This is a genomic window from Psittacicella hinzii, from assembly GCF_003585885.1.
Lineage (GTDB): Bacteria > Pseudomonadota > Gammaproteobacteria > Enterobacterales > Psittacicellaceae > Psittacicella.
The window spans coordinates 1-8,826 of sequence record NZ_NRHC01000146.1; the positions used below are offsets into that span (position 1 = coordinate 1).

The 8,826-nt window shown below is 34.0% G+C and carries 5 protein-coding genes; 4 read left to right on the plus strand and 1 reads right to left on the minus strand.

Annotated elements, in window-relative coordinates:
* The first annotated feature begins 2,433 nt into the window (after window positions 1-2,433).
* Window positions 2,434-3,204 carry an antibiotic biosynthesis monooxygenase gene (locus tag CKF54_RS07900; RefSeq protein ID WP_147396860.1) on the plus strand — a complete coding sequence of 257 codons (771 nt, stop codon included), beginning with the start codon at window positions 2,434-2,436 and terminating at the stop codon, window positions 3,202-3,204.
* Window positions 3,205-3,576: 372 nt separating this feature from the next.
* Window positions 3,577-4,788, plus strand: coding sequence for a restriction endonuclease subunit S (locus CKF54_RS07905; RefSeq protein ID WP_119525803.1), 1,212 nt, complete (start codon window positions 3,577-3,579; stop codon window positions 4,786-4,788).
* Between the two features lie 115 nt (window positions 4,789-4,903).
* Here the strand turns inward: CKF54_RS07905 and CKF54_RS07910 are convergent, their stop codons facing one another.
* Window positions 4,904-5,476, minus strand: coding sequence for a phosphatidylglycerophosphatase A (locus CKF54_RS07910; protein WP_119525804.1), 573 nt, complete (start codon window positions 5,474-5,476; stop codon window positions 4,904-4,906).
* 351 nt (window positions 5,477-5,827) lie between these two features.
* Between CKF54_RS07910 and trkA the strand changes: the two genes are divergently transcribed.
* Together trkA and CKF54_RS07920 are read left to right on the plus strand one after the other, a co-directional pair.
* Entirely contained in the window at window positions 5,828-7,207 is a 1,380-nt protein-coding gene (trkA, locus tag CKF54_RS07915; protein ID WP_119525805.1) for a Trk system potassium transporter TrkA, read from the plus strand.
* An 8-nt stretch (window positions 7,208-7,215) separates the two neighbouring features.
* The gene (locus CKF54_RS07920; RefSeq protein WP_119525806.1) at window positions 7,216-8,679 is read left to right on the plus strand and encodes a TrkH family potassium uptake protein; all 1,464 of its coding nucleotides are present in this window, start codon (window positions 7,216-7,218) and stop codon (window positions 8,677-8,679) included.
* Window positions 8,680-8,826 lie beyond the last annotated feature (147 nt).

An 8,826-nucleotide genomic window follows, 5' to 3' on the forward strand; every position in this document is an offset into this window, starting at 1 on the left:
AAAAATCTAAAAATTTAGGAGTTAAAGTTATTGCAATGTAACTAATTCACTTGGCAACTGTGTGCAGTGTGTCAGAAAATGTTCATTGATTTCGTAGATACCATAGATTTTTACCATACATTTTGACTGTACATAGTAAGTAAAGTAGAAAAGTTAAATCCTCCAAACCTTAGGTTTGGGGGATTTAATGTATCTTTTGGGGATCAAGTGGGGATCAAGTCAAAGAAATTAGCGCGTAATTATTTCGGTCTTCCTTTCGTTCTTCCATTGTTAACAAAGTTCAAGTATTAGCAAACTACAAGTGCATTTTTTGATGAGAAAAGTAGTAGCCATATCTTTGATCAAAAGCTAGCTAAAGCTATCAGGTTATGATCAAAAGCTATCACTTTAAGAAGTCCCTTAAAGAATAATTCTAGGTACTAGCTCAAAAAGCTAATTTCTTTTCTCATAAAAATTTATAAGTTGGAAAAGTTAAAAGATAAATTTTTTGTCATTAAGGATTTTTTAGCCGAGAAATTAGTTAGAAAGAAGATAATTTTTTCAGCAAGAAATTTATTTTTTGGAATTTAATTTTGGAGAGAAATTAAAAATTTTTCAGAAAAAAGTTAAAAAATTTTGTTGTGGGACTTGATTTTAGAAGTGAGGGGTTAGGTTTTTACTTTTAATTTTCAATTACTTAGCTTTGGTTGATTAGTTGTTGTTAATATTTGACAGGTTTCGATAAAAATTCAGCATTTTAAATAATTTTATATTATAATCTAAGTAAGTATAAACATAATTTTATAGAGTTAGATGTTATCACTCTAACCTCATGTAAAATGGTGTTTTTACTATTATGTATTGTTTTCCTTCAAAAGAAAACATTTCACATAATATTTATCGATTGTTTAAAAAAGAATAATTAGTGAGTTTGGCTCGGTTGTTAACCGGGCTTTTTTGTGCGAGTTTACCAGCTATTTTCCTAGTTTTTTCTCGATTTATTCTGCATTTTTCCACGAGCTCTTCTCCAGCTTTTTCCAGTTCCTCTCAACTTTTCCTGTAGCTCTTACCAGATTTTTCTGCAATTCTTGTTAACTTTTTAGCCTAACTTAGTGCTTTCAAGTTTGCTCTGATCTATTAGTAACTAAATTTATTTGCTTAGTAATTTTTCTTTGCAACCTTACTGCAACTTTTCTTTGCAGATATGAACTATTGAATACTTTCTCTATTTTTGCTCTTAATCCCAAATTCAACCCAATCCTATCCGCAATTTCAACTTTTTTACAGCTTTTTCTACATCTTTTTCTACATCTTGTTCTAAAGCTTGTTCTAAAATTAATTAAAACCTTGTAAATCTTCAAGCCAAAGTAACCTCTAGTTGTACAGTCAAACCAGCATTTCCAAAGTCACAAAGCTAATTCCCCAATTTCAAAATTCCTCAATTACTCAATTGCAAAATTAAACCATGTTCGTAAAAACGAATCCTCACTTTTGTAAAACAAACTTCAGTTTGTTATCAGTGATAACATAAAATTAATGGTCAAAAAAATTTTCCAAAGTTAAAGATAAAATGGCAAAGATGATGGCTCAATTTTTTATAAAAACAGTCAAAGAACACTTATAAAAAGTAAGTAAATACGATTTTTTATAAAAATTATGTAAAGTTTTTCTTTCGTTTTTTCCGTTACTTAATGCTTATAGCAAAAATAAAAAGCGAAAAAAATATAATTTAGATTTAACTTTTTTAAAATTTCCCTGTCAGAATAGGAGCAAATTTTAAAATAAACAAATAACCTAGGTTATTAGTTTGTCGCTTTGTGGTTAAGATCATTTAGCTTAACCTCTTTTTTATTTTGCAAATTTTGTAGTGGTAACTAAAATTTTTCTAAGCTTTAAATAGTCTGCAGATAAGTTTTCAAATAGTCTGTAAGCAAGCTTTATTTAAAGAAGCTTTAAATAATGCGAGCAAGCTTTAAATAGGCTTATAAATAATTAAAGCAAGCTTTACATGAGCTTCAAATAAGCTTCAGATAGGAAAAAATTTTACTACCTTGTTTTTCGTTTTCTACCAACATTTGTTATTGCTAGTTTGTGTTAGCACCTTTTGCAATAGTCTTGTTAAACTACTGCTAGATTTCGCTATGTATCGAGCTTTTTACGATTTATGAGCAAATGCTAGAAAGGAAATTAGCCAAGTTTTCTGGGTTGTAGTTAAAGAGCTAATTGAAAAGAGAATTATTATTCAAGAACAAAAATCAATGATTAACTCCTTGAATATAAAAATGACAGAGGTATATATTTATAGCTTGACGTGTAAGTCAATAGATTATTCAGCCTTAATATGTATGGTATGAAGTAGTACATTCTTATCTATTTTTTCATCTTTGTACTACTATGACGTGTTTGACTTCAAACACGAATCTAAGATAAAAGTAAAAATAAAAAATCGATTTTATGATGATTTTCTCTTTATTGCAAAAGGTTATCCTTTGCTTCTTGTTAATGTACGTTAGTTTTGCCAAGGCTGAAGTTAGTCTTAAACAGTTAGATACATCTAACAACGAACCAATTTTAAAAATATCAGAGCTAGATATAGTTCCAGAGCAAGAATTAATTTTTAATCAGGTACTCCAGTTAAAAATGTTAACTTCTTTATCAGGCAGACATAACATTCTTGGAATGTTTGCTCTTAAAGATGAAAACAACTCACGCGTTTCTTACCTAGTCGAGCTTTATGCAGATTCTGCTACTTATTCAGCTTACCAAGTTTCACCAGAACAACAAAACTTTGACTTCAATCTCCGCCAGATGATTGCAAGTAAACCAAAAGAAACAGTTCTGCGTTCGAAATATGTTTACAACAAGGAAGCAATTAGTAGCTTAGCTCACAACAAAGTAAGCTTTACGGAAATTGAAATTAAAGACAAAAAAGAAGGTGAGTTTCAACAAAGACTCATGGACTTAGTTGAACATGCTAAGAGTTCAATTTCAGGCGTAACAACGCTTTACATTGCTCAATCATATGAAAAGAGTAATATTTGGTACGTGATTACAGTTTTTGATACCCAAAAACAATACAAAAACTACTTACGTAGTAGCATTTACCGTAACTTAATCGCAAAAGATTCAACTGTTGTTAAAAGACATAACGAAGTAGAAGTAACTGCGAACTTCTTAATGGGACAGAGATTAGTGCAAATCAATAGATTTAACTATCAACCATAGGAAGTAAATTATAAATTAGAGGAATGCAGTGCTTCATCTGCCTAGGATTAAGTTAGAAACAGCTTAAAAGAATTGAAGTAAGAATTTAGCCAAGAATTCGACATTCAAATTCAACATTTAAATTGAATATCCAAACTGAATATTCAAACTGAATATTCAAAAACATTAATTCATTCAAACAAAACTACAAACAACAAACAACGACAACTAAAAACAAGAAGTTTAAGACGACAAGCACCACATAAGAGGTTCCTTAAGTGGTGCTTTTTATTTGTCCAAGATTGCTTAAAGTCGTTATATAATAATAGCGTTATGTAGATTTATGAGAAGTTACTTTTGTAAAAAATGAATTATTAGGAGCACTTGAAATATATGACACTCCCTGATTACACTGATTTAACTTTAAAAGAAAAGGAAGAGTTAAGACAACGAACAGTTTTAAGACCACCATTAAGATTTCCAGGGTTTACACAACCTTGGCGCACAGATCGCGTAAAAAATGTTTTTGATAAAATTACTCGCGGTAAAGTATTATCAGCTAGATTAGTAAGATCTACTCCAGATGAAGAATATAAGTATCCTGTATATTCTTCACAAACAAAAAACTATGGAATACTAGGTTGGTACAACCAATATCTTTATGAAGATGTTATAACTTGGACTACTGACGGCGCTTATGCAGGAGAAGTAAAATTTAGAAAAGGAAAATTTTACAATACTAATGTTAGTGGAGTGCTAATGTCTAACTCTGGTCTATGCAATAACTGCATGGCCGAAGCCATAAATAAATTAACTAAGCTATATATTACTAATGGGGTTTATGAAAAACTCATGAACAAGAATATGGGTGAGGTATTATTTACTTATCCTGAAGAACCTGAAGAGCAAAAAAAACTTAGCAAACTCTTTGCAGAATTAGATAAAAGTATACGTATAGCTGAAGAACTTTATGAGCAAACTTTTAATATTCGTAAAGGATTAATTGAGCGAATGTTTACACTTAAAGATGGTATTCCACTTTTATGTTTTCCAGAGTTTTATCATGGAGATGATAAAGAGTCCCAGAAGTGGCAAACTAAGAAAGTTAAAGAAGTAGTAACTTTCTATAATTCGGCAAAAAAAAGTCTTTCTGAGAAAGAACGTATTCCAGGAACAACTCCTTATTTAGGTTCTAACAATGTTCAAGATTATGTTGAAGGCTATACTCATGATGGTGAAAATGTAGTCTTATCTAGATTAGGAGCAAATGACCTACTTAATTACCCAGTTCGTATTACTAAAGGGAAAATCTGGGCTAATGACCACGTTCATGTTATACGTGGTAATGAGGGAGTAGTTGAAAATAGTTTCTTAGCTGCGTTTTTAAGAGGACTTAACTTTCACCCTATTTGTGTTGGAGGAACAAGACCTCAATTAAACCGTAAAGGACTTGAAGAAGTAAATGTTTCTTTTCCAGCGTATGAAGAACAAGAAAAGATTGGTAAATTATTTATGGATTTCCAAGATCTTCTTGAAGCTTATGAAAAACGAATAAAACTTCTAAAACTAAGAAAAAAAGCTCTATTACAGCAAATGTTCTGTTAATTCTCTGGTTCTTTCTAACCTTAAACGCAAAATCTCCCCTCGAGGTACAACCTCAAGGGGAGATTTCTCATTTTGTCTAGCATTTGTGGTACAGCTCATTTGGAGAGCAACTAAATTAGCTAACAAGATCAGCTAACGCCACGTCCCAACCCATAAAACGAATAGCAAAGAATAGTACAAAACCTACAAAAGCAGCTACTAACCCCGCTAAGATATCGTCAAACATGAGCGCAAAAGTTGTTTTGAAGCGTGTATCAAACCAACCAATAACTCCAGGTTTAGTGATATCAAAAATTCTAAAGAGTAGTAATCCAATTAAACTAACCACCCAGTCCATTTGTACCCAGATGTAATCTCCAGCAACAAAGGCATAGAGAACATAGTTAACTAAGAAAATAGCAGCAGCTTCGTCAATTACAATGTAACCTGGGTCAACACGTCCATCACGTTTTTTTAGTTCCCAAGAAACAAACCAACCAACAAAAAAGAGGACAACAGCCCAAAGAAGTTGATTGTTCCATAATGCAGGTTCAAAGTAGTGTACTAGTGCCCAAGAAACAATAGCTGCAGCTATTGATCCCCAAGTGCCTGGTGCAGGTTTAAGCAAACCAGACATAGCAAAGGTTGCGATAAAAAGGTAAATCTTACCAAGAGTATCGTATTCTTTAAAAAGTGAAAATCTAAACATAATCAAAAGAAGATAGAGGTTTGTTCAGTTTTGTTTTAGAAGTGCGAAACTGAGGAGTTGATAAATATTTTTGCTTCTCTATAATATCCTACTTTGTGATCTTTTGAGTGGAAAACTAGTAAGGTTGAGTTTTTGTGAGTGCTTTGAGTTATTTGCAAATGCAATGACTGCTTTGTAAGCTAGGTTAGTTCTTTTAGCTCTTCGAACCTCATTATGAGTTATTTGTTGTTAACATTGGGGTATTTGTAAGCTTGCAGTAATTATTTCCTTGCTTGTCCTTCCTCTTCAAATTTATCTTTTTGTTATAATGTAGGTTATTATCTCGTTGTAAATTGAGAAGTACAGATTTTTATGAAAATTGTGATTTTAGGGGCTGGTAAAGTAGGAACTTCAGTTATAGATAACTTTATCAACGACGAATCAGACATAGTAGTTGTTGATCTAGATCCTACTCGTTTAGCCTACATAGCTTCAAAGTATGAAGTGGTGACAATTACAGGGCACGCTAATGACTTGAGCGTGCTTGATCGTGCAGATCTAAGATCTGCCGATCTCTTAGTAGCCACAACCCAGCACGATGAAGTAAATATTATGGCCTGCAAGATAGCTCATGAAATTTACAATGTGGAATTTAAAATTGCGCGTATTCGCCAACGTCGTTTCTTAGAGCAACGCGAACGTTTATTTGCCTCTAAGATATTTCCTGTAGATTATATTATTGAGCCTACCTTGATTATGGCTAACTCGCTCTATAACCTCATTCGTTATCCAGGAGCTGAGTACTTTAACTATTTTTGTGACCAAAAAGTAGCTCTTTTTGCCTGCCAAGCGCAGTATGGAGGGATCTTTGTAGGTAAAGTTGGTTCATCAGCAGTTAGTGAACTAAACAAATTAGGTATTTGTTTAGTTGCCCTAATCCGTAATGGAGCAATGGTGCAAGTTAATGACTTTACAACCATTAACGCCGGTGACCAAGTTGTACTTATGGCAGAAACTGACAATGTTATGCTCGCCATGAGTTATTTCCAAAAAAATCCTCCCGCACCTAAGCGTATTATGCTAGCTGGTGGTAGTCGTACCAATACTTTCTTAGCGCAGTTCCTCCGTAAGCGCGCAAGTATTAAACTTTTTGAAGAAGATCACACCAAAGCGCGTCAGCTAGTAAAAGAGTTGAGTAATGTGCTTGTGATTGAAGGTGACTGTACTGATGAAAATATTCTCTTTGAAGAGAGAATTGATAGTACCGATATCTTTGTAGCCGTAACCGGAGAAGATAACGTTAATATCATGTCAGCAATCCTTGCTAAACGTATGGGTGCTAAACGTGCCATTGCCGTAGTTGGACGTACATTAAATAAGTCACTCGTGGAAAATGATGAAATTGACATTATCTACTCACCGCAAAATGATTTAGCGACCGAACTGCGTGCTCAAGGTAACATCACTCCATTTAAAAGAATTTTTAGGGATCCGCGAGATAACTTATTCCAGGTGTTACAAACTCAACTAAATGGGAGTTTTGGGAATAAGGAAGTTGAGGGGGTTACTTATGAGCAGCTTAAGGTGCCACATGGAATTCGTTTTTTAGCAATTTGTAACCAAGACGATTTTCGTTTAATAACCCCGAGTACGGTATTAAAAGCAGGGGATCAAGTGTTGGTGCTAGTTAACGACAATGATGATTTACAAACTTTTAGTCGTTTAAATGGTAAAAGTTTACTAGATATCTAGGAGCAAATATGTTTAATTTAAAATTTGTGCGTTTTGCTCTCGGAAATCTGACTTACTTGGTAACCGGCTTGATGTTTGTTACCTTGCTGGTTTCCCTTTACTACCAAGATGGTAAAGCTTCAGTTTACCTCCGTCAAATTGTGATTATGACAATCTTGGCATTGCTCCTTAAGTTCAATATCAAGAGTCACGAGATCACCCGTTTACGTACCCCAGACCTCTTTTTAACTACCAGCTTAATTTGGCTTTACTGTGTTTTGCTTTGTATGTTCCCATACTTAGTAATTGCCAATTATTCTTTTGCTGATAGTTTTTTTGAAATGACTTCAGGTGTAACGACAACAGGATCTACAATTATCACCGACTTTAACTCTCTACCAATCTCTTTGCTCTTTTGGCGTTCAATTACCCAATGGCTAGGAGGAGTAGGGTTCATTGTCGTGGGAGTACTGATCTTACCTAACCTTGGTACCGGTGGTATGAAACTGTTCAAAACCGAGTCCTCGGATAGTGAAGAAAAATCATTTGCTCACTATCGTGATCTTGCCTTTGCTATTTCCCTCTACTACCTCTTTTTAAGTGTAGTTTGTGCGTTAGCTTACTGGATTTGTGGCATGGGGAAAATGGATGCGATCTTGTATGCCTTTGCTACTGTATCAACCGGTGGTTTTGCGCCAACGGCGCAACCTTTTGCGGAACTGACAACAACTTATTGGCCGGGAATTATCATTATGTGGTTATCTGCCCTGCCATTCCAAGTATTTGTCCTCAATATTAAAGGGCGTTCACCTCTAAGAATTTTTAAAGATAGACAGATTTTAGTATACAGTGGGCTACTATTGGTAGTTGCATTTTTGATTATGCTAGATCGTTTACTTTACTGGACTGGAGGCAATGCTGATAAAAGTTTAATCTTGTTATATTGGGAAAGTTTAGCTAACTTGATCAATATTTCGAGTAATACGGGCTTTACCATGGATAACTTTTATCTCTGGGGAGCTGCGTCAATTGGTCTCTTCGGTTTTATGGCAATGCTTGGTGGTTGTTCTGGTTCTACTTCAGGGGGGTTAAAAGTATTCCGTTTGAGTATTGTCCACCTGTTTGTAAAACAACAGTTATACCGCAGTATTCACTCTAACTCGAATCAAGTTATTTTTTATAACGGTCAAGCTGTAAGTAACGAAGACTTTAAAGGGGTAATGTTCTTTATCTGTATCTACTTTATGACAGCAAGTATTTTTATCTTGTTGTTAGCTTTTACAGGTATGGAGATGAACCAAGCTTTATCAGCAGTAGTTACAACCATTTCAAATAATGGTGTAACCATTACCGGACCAGTTTCTTCGACTACTGGTGGCTTTGACGGACAAACCGATTTACAAAAGATTATTACAGCTTTTGTTATGATTTTAGGACGTCTAGAATGTTCAACTATGTTAGTTTTACTACTACCAAAATTCTGGCGTTACTAACCTTCTGCTCACCATAGTTGGTAAGCTCTTTTGAAAATTTGTAACATTTGAGCGTCTTCTTTTTGAAGGCGCTTTTTATATTCTATTTTCAGTTTTTTAGAAGTTAGAAGAGGGGATAATATGCTCGTAGGAGCTAGGAGCTAGGAG